This window comes from Chryseobacterium gallinarum (assembly GCF_001021975.1).
In the GTDB taxonomy this organism is placed as follows: Bacteria; Bacteroidota; Bacteroidia; order Flavobacteriales; family Weeksellaceae; genus Chryseobacterium; species Chryseobacterium gallinarum.
The window spans coordinates 2,775,294-2,794,204 of sequence record NZ_CP009928.1 but is presented as its reverse complement, the minus strand read 5'-3'; the positions used below and the strand labels follow the sequence as shown (position 1 = coordinate 2,794,204).

Annotated in this window: 22 protein-coding genes; 14 read left to right on the top strand and 8 right to left on the bottom strand. The window is 37.7% G+C overall.

The genetic code is table 11. The features are described 5' to 3' along the window. Nucleotides 1-68: 68 nt before the first annotated feature. A complete protein-coding gene (locus OK18_RS12610; RefSeq protein WP_050022513.1) occupies nt 69-1,052 on the top strand; it encodes an aldo/keto reductase in 984 nt (327 codons plus the stop codon). Nucleotides 1,053-1,214: 162 nt separating this feature from the next. Beyond that, a complete protein-coding gene (locus OK18_RS12605; RefSeq protein ID WP_053328210.1) occupies nt 1,215-1,703 on the top strand; it encodes a VOC family protein in 489 nt (162 codons plus the stop codon). A gap of 191 nt (nt 1,704-1,894) precedes the next feature. Here the strand turns inward: OK18_RS12605 and OK18_RS12600 are convergent, their stop codons facing one another. The 3 genes from OK18_RS12600 to OK18_RS12590 all read right to left on the bottom strand — a co-directional run bounded on the left by OK18_RS12600 (nt 1,895) and on the right by OK18_RS12590 (nt 3,413). Beyond that, nucleotides 1,895-2,338, bottom strand: a complete 444-nt coding sequence (locus tag OK18_RS12600) for a carboxymuconolactone decarboxylase family protein (protein ID WP_050022515.1) — start codon at nt 2,336-2,338, stop codon at nt 1,895-1,897. Nucleotides 2,339-2,345: 7 nt separating this feature from the next. Then, complete coding sequence (locus OK18_RS12595) at nt 2,346-2,777, bottom strand: DoxX family protein (protein ID WP_053328209.1); 432 nt, start codon at nt 2,775-2,777, stop codon at nt 2,346-2,348. A 63-nt stretch (nt 2,778-2,840) separates the two neighbouring features. Next, nucleotides 2,841-3,413 carry a Crp/Fnr family transcriptional regulator gene (locus tag OK18_RS12590; RefSeq protein WP_053328208.1) on the bottom strand — a complete coding sequence of 191 codons (573 nt, stop codon included), beginning with the start codon at nt 3,411-3,413 and terminating at the stop codon, nt 2,841-2,843. A 64-nt stretch (nt 3,414-3,477) separates the two neighbouring features. Between OK18_RS12590 and OK18_RS12585 the strand changes: the two genes are divergently transcribed. Then, on the top strand, nt 3,478-3,843 hold the full coding sequence (locus tag OK18_RS12585) for a DUF1304 domain-containing protein (RefSeq protein ID WP_053328207.1): 366 nt from the start codon (nt 3,478-3,480) through the stop codon (nt 3,841-3,843). 72 nt (nt 3,844-3,915) lie between these two features. On the opposite strand, the gene OK18_RS12580 is transcribed toward OK18_RS12585, so the two are convergent. Further along, on the bottom strand, nt 3,916-4,293 hold the full coding sequence (locus tag OK18_RS12580; RefSeq protein WP_053329362.1) for a winged helix-turn-helix transcriptional regulator: 378 nt from the start codon (nt 4,291-4,293) through the stop codon (nt 3,916-3,918). Between the two features lie 91 nt (nt 4,294-4,384). Between OK18_RS12580 and OK18_RS12575 the strand changes: the two genes are divergently transcribed. Beyond that, nucleotides 4,385-5,374 carry an NADP-dependent oxidoreductase gene (locus OK18_RS12575; RefSeq protein ID WP_053328206.1) on the top strand — a complete coding sequence of 330 codons (990 nt, stop codon included), beginning with the start codon at nt 4,385-4,387 and terminating at the stop codon, nt 5,372-5,374. A 164-nt stretch (nt 5,375-5,538) separates the two neighbouring features. Here OK18_RS12575 and OK18_RS12570 read toward each other — a convergent pair whose 3' ends face one another. Both OK18_RS12570 and OK18_RS12565 read right to left on the bottom strand, forming a co-directional pair. Further along, nucleotides 5,539-5,922, bottom strand: coding sequence for a thioredoxin family protein (locus tag OK18_RS12570; protein WP_228377604.1), 384 nt, complete (start codon nt 5,920-5,922; stop codon nt 5,539-5,541). Nucleotides 5,923-5,996: 74 nt separating this feature from the next. Then, complete coding sequence (locus OK18_RS12565) at nt 5,997-8,066, bottom strand: TonB-dependent receptor plug domain-containing protein (RefSeq protein WP_053328205.1); 2,070 nt, start codon at nt 8,064-8,066, stop codon at nt 5,997-5,999. A 122-nt stretch (nt 8,067-8,188) separates the two neighbouring features. Between OK18_RS12565 and OK18_RS12560 the strand changes: the two genes are divergently transcribed. The 8 genes from OK18_RS12560 to OK18_RS12525 all read left to right on the top strand — a co-directional run bounded on the left by OK18_RS12560 (nt 8,189) and on the right by OK18_RS12525 (nt 16,223). After that, nucleotides 8,189-9,340 (top strand): homogentisate 1,2-dioxygenase, encoded by a 1,152-nt coding sequence (locus OK18_RS12560; RefSeq protein WP_053328204.1) that lies wholly within the window; start codon nt 8,189-8,191, stop codon nt 9,338-9,340. 64 nt (nt 9,341-9,404) lie between these two features. Next, nucleotides 9,405-10,679: an acetyl-CoA hydrolase/transferase family protein gene (locus OK18_RS12555; RefSeq protein ID WP_050022520.1), complete on the top strand. Its 1,275-nt coding sequence runs from the start codon at nt 9,405-9,407 to the stop codon at nt 10,677-10,679. Between the two features lie 131 nt (nt 10,680-10,810). Next, nucleotides 10,811-11,602, top strand: a complete 792-nt coding sequence (locus OK18_RS12550) for a hypothetical protein (RefSeq protein ID WP_053328203.1) — start codon at nt 10,811-10,813, stop codon at nt 11,600-11,602. Between the two features lie 236 nt (nt 11,603-11,838). Beyond that, nucleotides 11,839-12,969: a 4-hydroxyphenylpyruvate dioxygenase gene (gene hppD, locus OK18_RS12545; protein WP_053328202.1), complete on the top strand. Its 1,131-nt coding sequence runs from the start codon at nt 11,839-11,841 to the stop codon at nt 12,967-12,969. Nucleotides 12,970-13,039: 70 nt separating this feature from the next. After that, complete coding sequence (locus tag OK18_RS12540) at nt 13,040-13,501, top strand: hypothetical protein (protein WP_053329361.1); 462 nt, start codon at nt 13,040-13,042, stop codon at nt 13,499-13,501. A 54-nt stretch (nt 13,502-13,555) separates the two neighbouring features. After that, nucleotides 13,556-14,803, top strand: a complete 1,248-nt coding sequence (gene fahA / locus OK18_RS12535; protein WP_053328201.1) for a fumarylacetoacetase — start codon at nt 13,556-13,558, stop codon at nt 14,801-14,803. Between the two features lie 187 nt (nt 14,804-14,990). Further along, nucleotides 14,991-15,314, top strand: coding sequence for a GxxExxY protein (locus OK18_RS12530; RefSeq protein WP_228377603.1), 324 nt, complete (start codon nt 14,991-14,993; stop codon nt 15,312-15,314). Nucleotides 15,315-15,398: 84 nt separating this feature from the next. Beyond that, nucleotides 15,399-16,223, top strand: a complete 825-nt coding sequence (locus OK18_RS12525) for a flavin reductase family protein (RefSeq protein ID WP_053328200.1) — start codon at nt 15,399-15,401, stop codon at nt 16,221-16,223. A 37-nt stretch (nt 16,224-16,260) separates the two neighbouring features. Here the strand turns inward: OK18_RS12525 and OK18_RS12520 are convergent, their stop codons facing one another. Further along, nucleotides 16,261-16,785, bottom strand: coding sequence for a hypothetical protein (locus tag OK18_RS12520; protein WP_053328199.1), 525 nt, complete (start codon nt 16,783-16,785; stop codon nt 16,261-16,263). Nucleotides 16,786-16,855: 70 nt separating this feature from the next. Further along, on the bottom strand, nt 16,856-17,695 hold the full coding sequence (locus OK18_RS12515) for an alpha/beta hydrolase family protein (RefSeq protein WP_053328198.1): 840 nt from the start codon (nt 17,693-17,695) through the stop codon (nt 16,856-16,858). A 72-nt stretch (nt 17,696-17,767) separates the two neighbouring features. Between OK18_RS12515 and OK18_RS12510 the strand changes: the two genes are divergently transcribed. Together OK18_RS12510 and OK18_RS12505 are read left to right on the top strand one after the other, a co-directional pair. Next, complete coding sequence (locus OK18_RS12510; protein ID WP_050022525.1) at nt 17,768-18,541, top strand: HipA family kinase; 774 nt, start codon at nt 17,768-17,770, stop codon at nt 18,539-18,541. Continuing rightward, nucleotides 18,528-18,911 carry a DUF3037 domain-containing protein gene (locus OK18_RS12505; protein WP_050022526.1) on the top strand — a complete coding sequence of 128 codons (384 nt, stop codon included), beginning with the start codon at nt 18,528-18,530 and terminating at the stop codon, nt 18,909-18,911. Before OK18_RS12510 ends, OK18_RS12505 begins: the two co-directional genes overlap by 14 nt.

Genomic DNA, 18,911 nt, shown 5'->3' with positions numbered 1-18,911 from the left:
TACCTCCTCTGGAGGGGTGGCAAATCGAAGATTTGACGGGTTTTTTAATAAATAACAATACAAACAAAATGGAATATAGAAAATTAGGAAATACAGATTTGGAATTATCGACAATCACACATGGTGCTTTTGCTATCGGCGGAAACATGTGGGGTGGTAATGAAAAGCAGGATTCTATCAACTCTATTCACGCATCATTGGACCATGGAGTAACTTCTATCGATACCGCACCATTCTATGGTTTCGGGCTGAGCGAGGAAATGATTGGTGAAGCTATCAAAGGAAAGGACCGTTCAAAAATCCAGCTGTTAACAAAGTTTGGTTTGGTATGGGATGGAAGCAACAACGGAAAAGGAGAATTTTTCTTTGATGCGGAAGATGAGGGAAAAACAATTCCTGTATATAAATTCGCATCCAAAGAAAACATCATTAAAGAAGTTGAGGAAAGTTTACAAAGATTGGGAACAGATTATATTGACCTTTTACAACTTCACTGGCCAGACAGCACAACTCCTATCTGCGAAACAATGGAAGCCATGGAATTACTGGTCCAGCAGGGAAAAATACGTGCAGCAGGAGTAAGCAATTACAGCGTGTCTCAAATGGAAGAAGCTAACAGGACTTTAAAGCTTGCCAGCAACCAGGTTTCTTACAGCATGCTGAACCGTGCGATCGAAAATGATCTTGTTCCTTATTCTTTGGAGAACAATTCAGGAATCATCGTGTACAGCCCTATGGAAAGAGGTCTTTTAACCGGTAAATATTTCAGAGAAACCCAATTAAAGGATAACGACCACAGAAACGGATATTTTTCTCAATTTGATTTGAATAAAGTAAAAACGTTCTTGGAAAAAATTGAACCTATCGCACAGGAAAAAGGAGCCAGTCTTTCTCAGCTGGTATTAAAATGGACTACCCTGCAACCGGCAATTACAGTAGTATTGGCAGGGGCAAGAAATGCCCAGCAAGCTATCGAAAATGCAAAAGCAATGGACATCAACCTTTCTCAGGAAGAATTGAATTTCATCAATGCTGCTTTAAGCGAGATTTAATATAGAAGCTGGAGGATGGATGGAAGTACTATCAGGTGATTGATAACTTTCAGCTTTTGTTTTTAATGATTACAAGACTATGAAGAAAGTTGATGCAGAAACCATTTATGTGTATTGCCAATCTATAGTCTGTTAATTTAAAGTAATTACAAAATTTAAACAATGGAAAATACAACAAAAGGATTCACACGTGCTAATCACGTTGGAATTACTGTAAAGAATTTAGAGAAATCTATTGCCTTTTACGAAGCATTAACAGGAACTAAAGTTTCCAATATTGATGTCATCGGTGGAGAAAGAATGGCCAAAACCCAAGGCCTGACTGACACTAAAATAAAATTTGCCAATCTCCGTCTGGATAATCTCAATCTAGATATCCTGGAATACGTCATCCCAGAATCTGAACAGGCTGCTTACTCCAATAACCAGATCAGTGCCATGCACCTTTGTTTTGAAGTAGACAATATCGACGAAGCGATGCAGAGGTTAAATGAAATCGGTGTAGAACCTGATGGAGAACCAATCGTATTCGAAGAAGCAGACGGATTAAAATCCGGATATGGAACTGCTGTAGCTTACTTCCAGGATCCTGATGGAACCAATCTTGAAATTATAGCTCCTCAAGGACCATTCAAAAGAAAGAATCCGTAAATGAAGAGCAAAAATGCCAAAACAACCTTCATAAAAACAAACTTAATAATTACCCATTAAGATTTATTTTTAGAATTAATACCAACGGAGGTTTTAATTGAGCTCTGTAATACTATAAAAAGGCTTTTCAATGTTGAAGAGCCTTTTTATAGCATATTTAAGCCATTATATTATTTTCTCCTCCTTCGTCATTATTTTTCGATAGGAGTATGGGTACTTATCGCAATCCTGTTCCATGCATTAATGGTCACAATAGCCATAATGATCTGCGCGATCTGATTATCGTCAAAAATGGCTTTTGCTTTTTGAAATGTTTCCTCGGTAAGGCCTTCATGGCTGATTAACGTAATTTCTTCTGTCATGGCCAAAAGTACCTGCTCATCTTCTGTAAAAAATTCTTTCGCTTCTCTCCAACCATCTAAAATAAAGATTCTTTGAGGATTTTCCCCGTATTTTAAGGCATCTTTCGTATGCATATCAAGACAGAATGCACATTTATTAATCTGTGAAGCCCTGATTTTGATTAATTCTTTCTGAATGTGATTTAAAGAAATAGTCTGAAGATATCCTTCTAATCCCAGCATTGCTTTGTAAGCAGCTGAATCTACTGTTGCAATATTTAATCTTGCGCTCATAATGATATTATTTTTGGTTTATTTGATCAATACTAAAAGAATAATGGCGTTGTACAGCCAATAAAAAAGCTGAAGCACTTCCTACCCAAACCGAATAATTGAGCGGAGCTTTCAAACCCGATGCAAGCGTCATTGAAACAGCAAAAATCAATAATAAAAAACCGGTTCCGTACGCTGCTACCTTAGTTTTATATCCTATGATCAGCATCAATGGAAAAAGTATTTCCAAAAAAGTAGCGGCATATGCTGAAAAAGTGCTTAAGTTTTCCGGAAAAAAAAAAGTCAGTTGCCTGGTATATTCTTTAAAGCTGGCCATATTCCCCCATGATGAATTTTCTTTGCTCCACCATCCAAACCGGTCTGCCACTGCAGAAAGTATGGTTACTGAAAGAGCCAATCTTAGAAACAGCTGTGGAAATTGATTTTGTTTATCTGTCATTGCATTAGCTTTTAATTACATGACAAATTTGCGATATCCGGTCCGTAAAAAACTTAAACTGGTTTAAGAACGTAATTTTGCCTTGATTTCACTTAAATATTCCGGAGTAAAACCAAGAAATGACGCGATAAGATATTGAGGAATCCGCTGAATAAACCATGGATAAAGCGTACTGAAATGAACATACAGTTCTTCCCGTGAATATTCAGACAGATAACGAAGTTTCCTTTCAGATGCCGCATAGGCCCTCTGGTAAATAATCCTGAAATATTTTTCCATAACAGGATGTTGCTTAAGTAATAATTCCTGGCTTTTAAAATCTATGACAAGGATAGTGGATTTTTCTACAGACTGAATGTTGAAATCCGTCTTTAACTGTCTCTCATAGGCGAACGTGTCAGTAATCCACCAGTTTTCAATCGCAAACTGGGTCGTGTGTTCTACTCCTCGTTCATTAATAAAGTATTTTCTAAGACATCCTTCCACCACAAAATACATATTTCTGCAAATCTCGCCTTCCAGCATCAGATTTTGCTTCTTTTCCACTTTTGATACTTCAAAAAATGAAAAAATTGAAACGTATTCTTCATCAGTTACGGTAATAAATTTATTTAAATGTGCCTTAAAGTTATCCATTTTGAGAATTGAATACTCAAACTTAACTTTATTTTTTTAGTTTTACAATCATAAATAGTAAATCATGGAAGTTATTGCCAAAATTCTGATCGCTGTAGTTGCACTGGAACACCTGTATATTCTCTGGATGGAAATGTTTGCATGGGAAACCAAAGGAAAAGAAGTTTTCAAGGCTGCGCTGCCAGCAGAAATGTTCAAGCCGACAAAAGGTTTGGCTGCCAATCAGGGATTATACAATGGTTTTCTGGCTGCCGGGCTAATCTGGTCTTTTCTGATCAAAGATCCGCAATGGCAGGACAATGTGGCTTTATTCTTCTTAGGCTGTGTAGCGGTGGCTGGTACTTATGGGGCAATTTCCTCTACCAAGAAAATATTTTTTGTTCAGGCATTACCTGCAATATTGGCTATTCTTGCTGTTGTACTGAAATAGTTTGTCGAAATTTTGCTGAAACGCTTAGATGCGAACTTTTTTTGATACGTTTTTAAGGTGCAGGATTTTATATTAACCCATTGAAGCTTTGATCTTCTCTCTATGAAGTAATCCCCAGTTCACCAGCGTTTCGGTTACCGGAAGCACCGATTTTCCGTATTCAGTAACCGCATAAGTAACTGTAATCGGTTTTGTATCCTGAATTGTTCTTGTAATCAAAAGATTCATTTCCAGCTCTTTCAGTTCTTTACTCAGCATTTTGGCGGAAATCCCCTCAATTCCACGTTCCAGTTTTTTAAAATGAATCTGCTGATCTGTTCTGTTCGTCAAATACCGCAGAATCATTAACTTCCATTTTCCGCCCAACACATCAAGACTATCACGCATTGCGAATAATTCCTCAGTGCAGGTTGCTTCTCTTTCAGTTCCGTTTTCAATAATTTTTGCCATAATAGTTTCATCAAGGTAACCAGTTACCAATTGTTAACTAGTAACAAATATAAACTATTTCCACTTTACATTTGTACATCAAAATAGCAATATGAAAGCCGTAATTTTAAATAAAAATTTTCAGCTTGAAGATGGTTTTACTGAAAAGCCTCAAGTCAACAATAATGAAGTACTAATCCAGATCAAAGCAAGTGGTTTCAACCCTATCGATTATCAGATGCTGGAAAATGAGCTGGAAAGAAAATTAATCAGTTCTCCCATATTAGGGCGGGAATTATCCGGGATAGTTGTAGAAAAAGGAACTGATGTTACTCAATTTAATGTCGGTGATGAAGTATTCTGCGGCAGCGGCTCAATGGGAAGCAATGGTACCTATGCAGAATACATCTCTGTTCCGGAAGCCATTGTTTCCCTCAAACCGAAAAACACTTCCTTTGAGCAGTCCGCTGCAATTCCTTCTGCAGGGCTTACTTCTTTACAGATTTTTCACCGTTTGCAATGGCAACCGGAACAAACCATTCTGATAACGGGTGCAGCCGGAGGTGTTGGATCCTTTTTTGTCAAAATTTTACTGGCTCATCATATCCAGCATTTCATTGTCACTGTAGGAAGTGAAGAAAACAGGCAAATGCTTCTCAATGTGGGAGTAAAGGATCACCAAATCATCAATTATAAACAGGAAAATCTTGTTGAAACTCTTATAAAGGCCAATAACAACCGCCTTTTTGATATTGGAGTTGATCTGGTGGGGAACTATATGGCAGAAGTAGTTGCAAAAGCTTTAAAAATCAATGGCACTTATGTAGATGTAACCGCCCTGCTTACTGCAGACGCTCATGAAATACTTTTCAATAAAGGCTCCCTCATCATGAACATCTCCAATTATACCTACACCATGATTAAAAAATATGATTATTATCAAAACGGTTTACATGAACTGAAAAGTCTCATCGAAACAGGAACCATTCTCCCACCTCAGCATAAAGTAATAGGCACCCTTTCTCTGGATACCGTTCTAAAGGCCCATGCCCTTCTAAAAAATAATCAGACTTATGGACACAAACTCGTCATGAAACATTAAACATGAACAAATTATCAAAATACATCGTTACAGGATAATATGAAAATCTGATATTACCAAAGATCTGCAGTAAAAAAGTCTATTCATAAATGGAATTTTAAGTTTTGGCTAAGGCCGTGGAATTAAAGAATATCAAAGAAACATTGTATTTTTGCAGGTGATATTTACAAAGCAAAAAATTCCAACAGTTTTTGCCTCATTTGTTCGGGAGTCATCTGACCTTCCTGATAATAAACTAAGTTCCGGTTTTTATCCAGAAATATCCATAACGGATATACCGGTTGATTTTTATTCCTTGATAAAGCCAATGCCAGCTCATGAATCCCGGAATTTCCGTTGGATAAATAATAAAAATCCTCCCCCTGGAAATGTATTTTCTCCTTCGTTTTCTCCGGTTCAAAATGGACAAAATAAAAATGATCATTAATCATTCCGACCAGGTTTTTATCTTTATTCAATCGGAAAAATTCAATTTTGCAGATGGCACACCAATCTGTGTACAGGTGAATAATCACAGGTTTTGAATTTTCTTTCTGCAAAGTCTCCATTTCCGAAAAAGTGCCTGTCTTTATCTGAGACAGGTAAAAACAAGGCACTAACATTAAAAATAAAGCAAAAGTTCTCATCTCAGTGTATACTTTACTCCCAGGAATCCTCTGATACGCTGCATTGGAGCGTAACCATATGCTGTATCGAAAGTATAGTGGTTGGGATTGCTGATCGGATCATCAACGTATTTATCAAACGGGTCAAAGGGTCTCATCAGAGGATTTTCAGGTGTAAAGTTGAATAAATTTTTCACACCGCAATACACTTCAAATCCGGATTTGAAACTCTTTGAAACCTGGATATTGGCCAGTGAATAAAATGGCGAATATTCCGGACGATAATCATTGGGCAAAACGGGAAGCCTCATGGGTCCGTAAAACTGCCCGGTAAAGTCAACAGTCAGGTTATTAGGAAATTTATAGGTTAAATTATAGGTACCGCTCCACTTTGGCGCATGCAGCTGTTGCGTTTTTTGATTCTCATTATCGTATTTCTGATATACATCAAGATAGGTTACTCCCAGGTTAACACTCAAAGGAAACTGAAAAGTAAAATCTACATTTAACGAAGCACCTCTGGAAATACCGTATCCGTGAAGGTTATCATAAATAATTTTATTGGGGTCAGAATCAAAATCGCCTACAATCTTATTGCTGAAATAGGTATAAAATGCAGAAGCATCTAAGTGCAGCATACGTGTTCCCACAGGAATTTTCCAAATGTAATTCAGGTTTCCGTTAACAGATCGTTCAGGCTGCAGATCTGATTTTACCACCACTTCACGCGATCCCGTTAAAGCGGCATGGTCTTCTGTAAATAAATTCACCACCCTGAACCCTGTTCCGAAATTGAAACGCAATGTATGGTAAGGATTAGGCGAAAATTTCCATGCCAGCCTCGGCGAGTGTACGGAATGATGAACTTTGTCATAATCATACCGGTAGCCTAGCAATAAAGTATTTTTATCATTAATCTCCCATTGATCCTGGACAAATGCTCCCCATATCGGTGACTTCATAGGAGCGTTGGTCACCCCGTCAGCCGCTAAGGTTCCGGGGGTATTATCATCATAGAAAGTTCTTTTAAAAGTAAGTCCGGCTGTCATATCATGCTTACCAAAGCTTCTATCCCAATACGTCTGTACAAAAGCTACTTTTTGAAGGGCATTGAACGGGTTGGCTCCATAAAAAGAATTCTGGTCATGGTAATTATAGGAAAACTGGGTTACGATATGTTCTTTCATTGGCCATTCGTACAATCCGAAAATTTCTGCTCTGTTGGTATAAATGCTTTCACCATACACTTCATCACTTCCCCTGAAAGATTTGTTCCATTGCATTTCTCCACCGAAACGGTCTTCATACAGGTACCTCATCGCGAAACTTGCCTGCCGGCTAGCTTTTCGCTGAAAATTCCATTTATTGAAAACAGAAATTCTGCTTTGTAAAGCAGCATCCGTGAAGTTATCTTTATTCTGGTCTACCCTTTCCTGAAAGCTGAAATAATTTAAGCTTAATAATGACGCGGCTTTTTTCCCTACATTGAACTTGGTGGAAAGATCAAGATTATTTTCAGCCCACGTACTTGTCATCAGATCAACACTCAGTTTAGGAGCTGTCAGCGCATTTTTGGTAATAATATTGATCACTCCTCCCATAGCTTCCGAGCCATAAATAGAAGAAGCAGGACCTTTTACCACTTCAATTCTTTCCACCAGGCTATTAGGAATTCCGCTTAAGCCATATACTGTGGAAAGAGAACTTACAATGGGCATTCCGTCGATCAGAATCATCGTATAAGGACCTTCCAGTCCATTGATATGGATATCCCCGGTGTTACAAACCGAACAGTTGAGCTGAGGTTTTACACCATTCACCATCGCAATAGCTTCAAAAATACTCGGAGTAGGGTTTTTCTGGAAAAACTTTTGGCTGTAGATCTCTACCGCTACAGGACTTTTTGATCTGCTGACCGGTTTTATGGTTCCGGTAACCACCACATCATCAATATTACCCGTCTTGATGTCTTCCGGGACAACTCTTGCAGAATCAAGCTTTGTATCCAGATTCTGACGTAAACTATCCGTTTCTTGTGAAAAACAATACGACGATAAAAAAATAATAGAAAATAATATTCGCTTCATGAAATTAAAATTGTTAGACAAATCTAACAATTATTTTTGAAACACAAAACACAATGATAGAATATTGGTACAGTCAATTCGTGAAAAATGACTAAATTTGAGAAACTACATATAAAAGTAAAATGAGATATCATCTAGCGGGAAACATCCCACAAAAAAGACACACTATCTTTAAGTCTCCGGAAGATCAATTTTACTATGAACAGCTTTTTGGTACAGAAGGCTTTCACGGTATCTCTTCTCTGCTATACCATATTCACCGTCCTACACAGATCAAATCGATTGGACAGCCGAAAGATGTAACACCTAAAATTGCTGTAGAAAAAAACATCACTCCAAGAATGTTCAAAGGGATGAATGTCACTCCTGAAGATGACTTTCTGGACAGCCGCAAAATCCTTTTGGTAAACAATGACCTTAAAATGGGATTGGCAAAACCCAGAAAATCGATGGATTATTTCTATAAAAATGCAGAATGTGACGAGCTTTTATTCGTTCATCAGGGAACAGGAATCTTAAAAACCTTTGTTGGAAACCTGGAATTTGTTACCGGTGATTACCTGATTATTCCCAGAGGCACTATCTATCAGGTAGAACTGGCATCGGAAGATACCGTTTTCTTTGTATTGGAAAGCCACTCTCCCATCTATACTCCCAAGAGATACCGGAATGAATTCGGACAACTTTTAGAGCATTCTCCGTTCTGCGAAAGAGACATCATTGCCCCTACCTTTGTAGAACCTAAAGATGAAAAAGGAGAATTTGTAATTAAAGTAAAAAAAGAAAACCAGATCACAGATTTCATTTATGCAACACATCCTTTTGATGTTGTAGGCTGGGACGGATATTTTTATCCTTATAAATTCAATATCAAAAACTTTGAACCTATTACGGGAAGAATTCACCAGCCGCCACCGGTTCACCAGAACTTTGAAGGCCACAACTTTGTTGTATGCTCATTCTGTGCAAGAATGTATGATTATCATCCATTGGCAATTCCTGCTCCTTACAACCATTCCAATATTGATTCTGATGAGGTATTGTTCTATACCGAAGGAGATTTCATGAGCCGTAACCACATTGACCTTATGGACTTTACGCTTCATCCTGGCGGAATTGTACACGGACCTCACCCTGGTGCTATGGAAAGGAGTATCGGGAAAAAATTCACGGAAGAATATGCCGTTATGGTAGACCCTTTCCGCCCTTTAAAAGTGACAGAAGAAGCAATGAAGGTAGAAGATCCTTCCTACAAAACCTCCTGGCTGGAATAAAAAAACAATATAACCATGGAAGAACATTCACCGGAATAAAAATTACTTCATAAAAAATTTCATTATGTACAATTATATTAGTGCAGAAGAAGCTATTTACACTATAAAAAGTGGCAACCGTGTATTTTTTCACGGAAGTGCATGCACCCCAAACTACCTGATTGACGAACTCGCAAGACAGTCTCACCGGCTGGATAATGTAGAAATGGTCTCCATTACCCAACAGGGAAATGTGGAAATTGCAAAACCTGAATACAAAGATAAATTCTTTATCAATTCATTATTTGTATCCACACCGGTGCGCGATGCCGTAAACTCAGACAGAGGGGACTTTGTGCCTGTCTTTTTAAGTGAGATCCCGATTTTATTCAGAAAAAACATTCTTCCTTTGGATGTGGCGCTGGTAACTGTTTCCCCACCGGACAGACATGGTTTCTGTACATTGGGAACTTCAGTGGATGTGGCAAGATCAGCAGTTGATACTGCCAAAATCATTGTAGCAGTCGTTAATCCCAGAATGCCCAGAACCCACGGTGATGGCATGATCCATATCAGCAGAATTCATAAACTGGTCTGGCATGAAGAAGAGCTTCCGACTGTAGATTACGGATCAAAAGTTGGCCCTGAAGAAATGCTTGTAGGAAAAAATGTAGCTGAACTTATCGAGGACCGTTCTACGCTGCAGATGGGAATAGGAACCATTCCTGATGCCGTTTTAAAATGCCTGAATAACCACAAAGATCTGGGCATTCATACCGAAATGTTGAGTGATGGTGTGATCGACCTCATCCAAAATGATGTAATCAACAACAAGTATAAAGGCTATAACGACAATAAAACCATTACCAGCTTCTGTTTCGGAACCAGAAAATTATATGATTATGTGGATGATAACACCGTCTTTGCGTTCAGGGACGTAAGCGAGGTTAATTTTCCGATCAACATTATGAAAAATAAGAAGATGGTAGCTATCAATTCTGCCATTGAAATAGACCTCACAGGTCAGGTTTGTGCCGATTCTATAGGAACAATGCAATACAGCGGTATTGGAGGACAGATGGATTTTATGAGGGGAGCAGCATTAGGAGAAGGCGGAAAGCCCATCATTGCCATTACCTCCAGAACCAAAAAAGGAATCTCCAGAATTGTTCCTTATCTTAAACAGGGAGCCGGCGTAGTTACCACAAGAGGACATATTCATTATGTGGTCACTGAATACGGAACCGCCTACCTATACGGAAAAAATCTGCGTCAGAGGGCACAGGAACTCATCAGTATTGCACATCCGGATGACAGGGAAATGCTGGAACGTGCTGCTTTTGAACGGTTTAAACATTGATAATCAACTATTAAAATCCTCTTACTATATTATTGGGAATTAAAGCATATTTTAATCCAGACAAATAAATGATAAAAAAGCTTTAACATTTTGGCAGTATTTTTGATAAAACTCATTCAAAAACAAGGAAATTGAAGACTATATATAATTCGATACGGGAAGAGGTGGTAAAGCATTCAAAAGTAAGAAATTCTGTTTTGGGGAATGTGAAGGAATGGAAGAGAAGCCATTATATTATTCTTTCCGAAATCATTAAAGAAGAATTATCTGAAGCTGAGGAATTAAAAGGAGGAAAAAAATTCGAGATCGGTAATACTATTTCACATGTTACGTTACAACGTTTCTTTGAAAATGATTATCAGGACAAAACGCATAGCGACCTGAGGTTTTTAAAGACATTAGACAAGATTTGTATTTTTTTGGGGTATAAGGACCTTAACGATTATATTCTTTTTATAAGGCATAAAAACCAGGAGGATGAAGAGGCAGATGATAATTCGTTTATGACCCAGATGGTGTATGATTACTGTGCAACTGCTTTTGAATTCTGTAAGCACTTTCCCGATCATAAAACCGAGCTTTTCAAAGAGCTGGTATTCGATGATTCTCCATTTTTAGAAAGAGTATCACAGTTCAGTAAAGAATTATGTGACAAAGATTTCCAACTGGTAACAAAAAACAACCGGTCCAACTATGAGGTTTTCGATATTCATATTGTAACTGACGAACCGGATAAAAAAATCCTCGAATCACAGGAATTCTGGAATCTTTTATTCAAAGTTGGAGAAACCGGTGAAGAACACTTTGTCAACCAATTGAGTACACAGATTTATTTTATCCGTAAAATAAATGATACCTGGAAGATCTGGGACAATTATAATCCCGATGCAGGAAGGTTAAACAAAATAATTGAAAACGTATAATGATAAGAAAGCCGCAGGAAATTCCTGCGGCTTTCGTGTTCGAAATATTTTTTTCACTTGTCTTTTGTATTACAAATGTAAGTACCCCTGTTTAAACATAAGAAACTTAAATATACTTAAGTGAACTCTTCTTTAACTTTATGTTAAATATATTTAAGGAATATCCCTGAATATTTTCGCTATATCTAAGTTTTTCGTATTTTGCATACCAATAAAATAAAAGTAAAAAAGAAAATATGTCAACACTTACATTTGCCGAAAAAATTGCTCAAGCCGAGAATTTTTTACCGATCAACGGTACAGATTATATTGAGTTTTATGTAGGAAATGCAAAACAGGCTGCCCATTATTATAAAACCGCTTTCGGTTTTCAATCTGTAGCCTATGCAGGTCCTGAAACAGGGGTAAGAGATCGTGCATCCTATGTACTTCAACAAGGTAAGATCAGATTGGTATTAACTACCGGACTTAAATCTGATTCTCCTATCAATGAACACGTAAAAAAACATGGTGACGGAGTGAAAATTTTGGCTCTTTGGGTAGATGACGCTTATAAAGCTTTCGAAGAAACTACTAAAAGAGGCGGGAAACCGTATTTAGAGCCAGTCACTTTAACTGATGAGCATGGTGAAGTAAGAATGTCCGGAATCTATACTTATGGAGAAACCGTTCACATGTTTGTCGAAAGAAAAAATTATAACGGTGCTTTCATGCCGGGCTATGAAAAATGGGAAAGCGACTACCAACCTGAAGAAGCAGGTCTGCTATACGTAGATCATTGCGTAGGAAATGTAGACTGGAACAGAATGCTCCCTACCGTGGAGTGGTACGAAAAAGTAATGGGATTTGTAAACATCCTTTCTTTTGATGACAAACAGATCAATACTGAATATTCTGCCTTGATGTCTAAAGTAATGTCCAACGGAAACGGATATGCAAAATTCCCGATCAACGAACCTGCAGAAGGTAAAAAGAAATCACAGGTAGAAGAATACCTAGATTTCTATGAAGGTGAAGGTGTACAGCACATTGCTGTCGCTACCAAAGATATTATCCACACCGTAAGCGAATTAAAAAAACGTGGTGTAGAATTCCTTTCCGCCCCTCCGGAAGCATATTACGATATGGTTCCTGAAAGAGTAGGACATATTGATGAAGATCTTAAAAAATTACAAGAGTTAGGTATACTTATTGATCATGATGAAGAAGGATATCTTTTACAGATCTTTACCAAGCCTGTAGAAGACCGCCCTACTCTATTCTTCGAAATCATTGAAAGACATGGCGCGCAAAGTTTTGGTGCCGGAAACTTCAAAGCTTTATTCGAGGCATTAGAAAGAGAACAGGAAAGAAGAGGAAATCTTTAATTTAATATTGAAATAGCAAGTTTTGTCAGGATGCAAAGTCTTGACAAAACTTTTTTATAAAACACAGCTTATGAGAAAATTTTTTATCGGAATTTTATTCTTTGGAACATTAGGCCTTAAAGCACAATACGGTTCTTTAAATGAAATTCTCAGGAGACTTGAAGAAAGAAAAGGCATCAATCAGCATCTTGAAAGTGTAAATATTGACAACAAAAAATTTATTTTCATTAAAGATGAAGCAGATCATACGGAAAGAGATTTTATTATCATCAAAGGAAAAAATGCTACCTATGTAGAAGTTTTTGATGATAAAGCCACCGGTGAAAGCAGCTCGAATGTCTTTACAGGAGATATTGTAAGAAAGAATAACATTATCTCATTAAGAGCAGATATGCTTGAAAATAAAAAAATTCCGATGCCTGTCACCAAAACCCTATTATTGACCAAACAGGACAATATTCTGTATCTCATAGACGTAAACACCAGAGACAGATGGATTGATGAGGAGTCTTACTCAAAAACGGCGAAATAAAACTTCCTGAGGAAATTTCTCAGGATGATAGTAATCTAATTTAAATCTAAACTTATGAAATCATTTGTAGACTATTCCTCAAATTCGGATTTTTCTATACATAATATTCCATTCGGAGTGGCAGTTTTTAACAAAGAATATATCGGCTGCTGCACACGAATAGGCGATCAGGTTATTGACCTTGCCACTCTATACGATCTTGGTTATTTTGAAGATATTGAAGGACTTGATGATAACGTTTTTGAAGCGTATACCATCAATGAATTCATTGAACTGGGTAAACCCGTTACCAATGCTGTCCGCACAAAAATACAAACACTATTGCAGGAAGGCTCAATATTGTCAAAGGACCAAAAAACAATTGAAGAAGCCTTTTATGACCTGGACAAGGTAAAAATGATGATGCCTGTTCATATTCCGAACTATACAGATTTTTACAGCAGCATCGAACATGCTACCAATGTAGGAAAGATGTTCCGCGATCCTGCTAATGCTTTGTTGCCCAACTGGAAACATTTACCCGTAGGCTATCACGGAAGAGCATCTTCCATTGTCGTTTCAGGAACTGAGATTAACCGCCCGAAAGGACAAATGAAACCTGCTGATGCAGATAAACCGGTATTCGGGCCATGTAAGCAGCTGGATTTTGAATTGGAAATGGCTTTCATCATCAACAAGAATACAGAGATGGGAGAAAGTATCACTACAAAAGATGCGGAAGATGCTATCTTCGGAATGGTGATTTTCAATGACTGGTCTGCCAGAGATATCCAGTCTTGGGAATATGTTCCGCTAGGGCCCTTCCTTGCGAAAAATTTTGGCTCATCCATTTCCCCTTGGGTTGTAACCCTTGAAGCTCTGGAACCTTTCAGGACAGCTTCTCCGGCACAAGATCCTGAAGTTCTCGATTATTTAAAATTTGAAGGCGATAAAAATTATGATATCAACCTTGAGGTCTATATTCAGCCTGAAAACGGGGAACAAAACCTGATCTGCGAAAGCAACTACAAACACATGTACTGGAATATGACCCAGCAATTAGCGCATCACACCGTAAACGGTTGTAACGTGGAAGTGGGTGATATGTATGCCAGCGGTACCATTTCAGGAAGTGATCCAAAATCTTTCGGATCTATGCTGGAGCTGACATGGAGAGGGCAAAATCCTATAACATTAAGCAACGGTGAAGAAAGAAAGTTCATCGAAGACAACGATACCGTTACCATGAAAGCCTGGGCTGAAAAAGACGGCATAAGAGTAGGCTTCGGAGAAGTATCCGGTAAAATTGTTCCAACACTTTAACAATAATTTAAACACTTTAGTTACTTAAGCTAAGTATTATATGATTAATTAAGTTCACTTTAGTTTTTGAAAATCTACGATTTTCATTCTCTTACTTATATGATTACTCAAAAATTAATTAACGATCTTTCTTACAAAATTATCGGAGCCTGTATTGAAGTACATAAGCTTGCAGGCCCGGGTTTGTATGAAGAAGTCCCATCAATGTTTAGAGAAAGAATTTAATCTGCTAGGACTCAAATATCAAAGTGAACTTGAAATCCCATTCTTTTATAAAGGAAATTATATAGATTGTAAAGTAAAATGTGATTTTTTAATTGAGGAATTAATCGTTTTAGAATTAAAATCGGTGGCTGAAATTCATCAAATCCATAAAGCACAAACCATGAATTATATGAATCTTTTAAAAGCACCCCGTTCAATTTTAGTCAATTTCAATGTTACAAATCTTTATCATGAAGGTACTGAATCTTTTGTATCAAAAATATTTAAAGAACTTCCAAAAGAATGAAAATCGTAGATTTTCGAACTTAAGTGTACTGCATAAAGCGTAATCAGAAATAACTAAAATAACTTAAGTGTTAAAAAGTAAAATATGAAAACAGTAATCCCCTCCGAAATAACCTCTGTACAGCTGCAAACCATTATGCAGACCGCCATTTCACCACGACCGATTGCCCTGGCTTCTACAGTGGATAAAAATGGTGCGATTAATCTATCTCCGTTCAGTTTTTTCAATATGTTCAGTACGGTTCCGCCGATCCTGATTTTCTCACCATCAAGGAGAGTGCGTGACAATACCACAAAACATACTCTGGAAAATGTACTGGAAGTTCCGGAAGTAGTTATCGGTACAGTAAATTTTCCGATCGTACAACAAATTTCTCTGGCTTCTACAGAATATGAAACAGGAGTAAACGAATTTATCAAATCCGGACTGACCATGAAAGAGGCGGACCTGGTAAGCCCAAAACTTATAGAAGAGTGTCCAGTAAACTTTGAGTGTAAGGTATTGGAGGTAAAGTCACTGGGAGATCAGGGCGGTGCCGGAAACCTGGTCATCTGTGAAGTTCAGAAGATTCATATCAGGGAAGAGTATCTGAATGAATCCGGAAATCTGGATCAGAAAAAACTGGATATGGTGGCACGTTTAGGTAGTAACTGGTATTCTAGGAGCAATGAAAACAGTCTTTTTGAAGTTCCCAAACCTTTGGTAACCAAAGGAATTGGGTTCGACCTCTTACCTGATGCCATTAAGTACAGCAAAGTGTTCACAGGAAATGATCTGGGAATGCTTGCCAATACAGAAGTACTACCCGGCGAAAGTTTCCACGCTGATGAAAGCATTCATTTGGATGCCCAAAAATTACTTCTTGAAAGTAAAATTGAAGAAGCCTGGACCCTTTTGACAGTAAGATAAAATAAAAGAAGCCTGAAATCCAGGCTTCTTTCTTTATTTATTTAGCTTTTAATGCATCAGAAATGGTGATTTTTCCTTTCTCGGCAAAATCAGTAACCTTACCGTTTTTGTCTATGGAAACGTTTAGATTATCATTTTTAGCATCATAATAGATTGTAGTAGAATATCCAGGGCAATCATGTTGTTTGCAGCCGCTTAACTTATAGATACCGTTATCCGATGTGATAGGGCTTTCCACATTAAAGTATTTGACCATCTCATCGTACTGGGCACCTACTGTTTTTTTCAACCTGTCCGTTATATTTTTATCTTCAAAGAATTTAATTTCATGAGGATATTTCCCTACATTTTTACTGATGATATTATCTGTTGTTCCGGGTGTTGCAGCAGGAGATGATACAGTTGCGGAATCTGTTGCAGGTGCAGCCAAAGAATCCACGGGCATTGTTGTATGTGAAGAGTCCGTACTGGTGACAGAAGTTTCGGTTTTAACTTCTTTCTTACAGGAAATAATCGATGCAAATAACGATAATGCCAATGCAGCTGTCATAACTTTTTTCATAATTAATTTTTTTATAGTGGTTGATATAATAACGTATTTTTTATAGTTTTATTTCAGAATCCTTCCTCCATTACATTTTATCAAGTATAAAAGCAATACATTTTTCTGTCACCAGTTTCAGGTCTCCGGGCAGCTCATTTTCCGTCCAGGGTTCTTTTGCTCCAAAGGTATGATTAGCATTTTCAACAAAGAACAATTCTGAATTCGGATTGAGAATATGAAGATGCTCAGCCTGCTTAGGATCTACACTTTCATCCCCGGTTCCGTGAATAATAAGCATATGGGCTTTGGCCATTTCTGTCGCTCTTTCCACATCAAAACGATGTATATTTTTTTCATAATCTTCATAAAACTGGAAATAATGAGGCATTTCCTGTTTGGTTCTGCCGTTCAGAACATAATATACTCCTTTCTTTTTCCAATTTTCAAAAGCCTCCCCCACAGGAAAACGCTCCAATGTATCTACACTGGCTAAAGTGATCAGCCCATTGATTCTTTCATCCTCAAAAGTTTTAATAATAGAAATTCCCCCTCCCCTGCTGTGTCCTATCAGAATTACCTTTTGCTCATCAACATTCGGATGCCGGATAAAATGATCAATTACAACCCCAAGATCTGAGAGTTCCCTGGAATAGTTATTATTTCCGAATGCTTCAAGATCCGCAAAGTGGTAAGGATCTTCCACCGTTGTCCCGTTATGGGAAAAATTGAACTTCACAAAGAAAAAACCTGCTTCTGCCAATTTTTCTCCCATTATATTCCATGCCCCCCAATCTTTATAGCCTTTATATCCGTGAACAAAGATTACCAATGGTAACTTTTGTTCATTCTCCAAATAAAAACTATCTGCAGAAAATGTTTTTGTTTCGGGATTTTCAAGAGGTATATTCTTTTTAATAGTCAGATTCATAATATCAGGCTCAATTAATTTTAACCGAAATTAATGAAAAAAATTATCAAAAAATAACCTTATTTTTGCCTCATGCAGAATTTAAGAACTGTAACCGTGATGCGTTACATTCTGCCACTGAGAGAGGGAGGGTCTCTTCCAGCACTGGCAGAAGCTGATGATGACTTCAAATATGTCCTGAAATTCCGTGGTGCGGGCCATGGAGTAAAAATGCTGATCTCAGAACTGTTAGGAGGAAAAATAGCCGAAGCACTGGGCCTGAAAATCCCTGAGCTGGTTTTTGTGAATCTTGATGCAGATTTTGGCAGAACAGAAGCAGATGAAGAGATCCAGGATCTATTGAAGTTTTCAGAAGGTTTAAATCTCGGGCTACATTACCTTTCCGGATCAATTACCTATGATCCGGGAGTAAGTGTGGATCCTCTTCTGGCATCAAAAATTGTCTGGCTGGATGCTTTTATCACCAATATTGACCGTACTTTTAAAAATACCAATATGCTGATGTGGCATAAAGAGCTATGGATCATCGATAACGGGGCTTCGTTCTATTTTCATCATTCATGGCAAAATTTTGACACAGCAGCCAAGACACCATTCAAATATGTGAAGGATCATGTACTTCTTCCAAAAGCCACAATGCTGGACGAAGCAGATCAGTTTGCCCATACGGTATTGAATGATAATCTTTTCCGGGAAATTGTCAATTTAATTCCTGAAGACTGGTTACACTGGAATGACGCTGATGAAACGCCCGATGAAATCCGTGAGATTTATTTTCAGTTTATGAAAACCCGGCTAGAACATTCTCAAATCTTTGTAAACGAAGCTAAAAATGCAAGAGGATAAAATATACGAATATGCGGTAATACGCTTGGTACCGAAAGTTGAGAGAGAAGAATTTTTCAATATCGGACTGATAATGTTTTCCAAAAAAGAAAAATTCATCCGGGTTGAATTTTATCTGTGTCCGGATAAATTTAAACTGATGCACAGTAAGCTGGATTATGAAGATATTATCCAGAACCTGGCAAGCTTTCAGAAAATAGCCAATGGGGAAAGAGACGGAGGCCCTATTGCTCTGCTGGATATTCCTGAACGTTTCCGCTGGCTTACGGCTGTAAGAAGTGCTGTAATACAAACTTCAAGACCGCATCCCGGAAAATCCAAAGATCTGAATGCTACTTTTGGTAAGCTTTTTGAGGAGTTAGTAAAGTAA